This is a genomic window from Streptomyces sp. NRRL F-5650, from assembly GCF_000721365.1.
In the GTDB taxonomy this organism is placed as follows: Bacteria; Actinomycetota; Actinomycetes; order Streptomycetales; family Streptomycetaceae; genus Streptomyces; species Streptomyces ardesiacus.
This window is the reverse complement of the sequence record NZ_JOGV01000190.1, coordinates 1-342: the sequence shown is the minus strand read 5'-3', so window position 1 is coordinate 342 and position 342 is coordinate 1. Positions and strand designations below refer to the sequence as shown.

The window sequence follows — 342 nt, the reverse complement described above, 5'->3', positions numbered from 1 at the left end:
GCAGCGGGTGATCCGGCAGGCGCTGGCCTCGGCGGGACTGTCGCCGGCCGATGTGGACCTGGTGGAGGCGCACGGCACCGGGACCAGCCTCGGCGATCCGATCGAGGCGCAGGCGTTGTTGGCGACGTACGGGCAGGGCCGGAACATCGGGCATACGCAGGCGGCTGCGGGTGTGGCGGGTGTGATCAAGTCGGTACTGGCGCTGCGGCACGGGTTGATGCCGCGCACCCTGCACGTGGATGTTCCGTCGACGGAGGTGGACTGGTCGGCGGGTGCGGTGGAGTTGCTGACCGAGGCCCACGAGTGGCCGGAGACGGGTCGGCCGCGTCGGGTGGGTGTGTC

1 protein-coding gene is annotated in these 342 nt (G+C 71.6%); it reads left to right on the top strand.

Annotated features, from left to right (window positions below; translation table 11 throughout):
* A partial coding sequence (locus IG88_RS40005; protein ID WP_037837596.1) for a hypothetical protein occupies nucleotides 1–342 on the top strand: 342 nt, incomplete at both ends.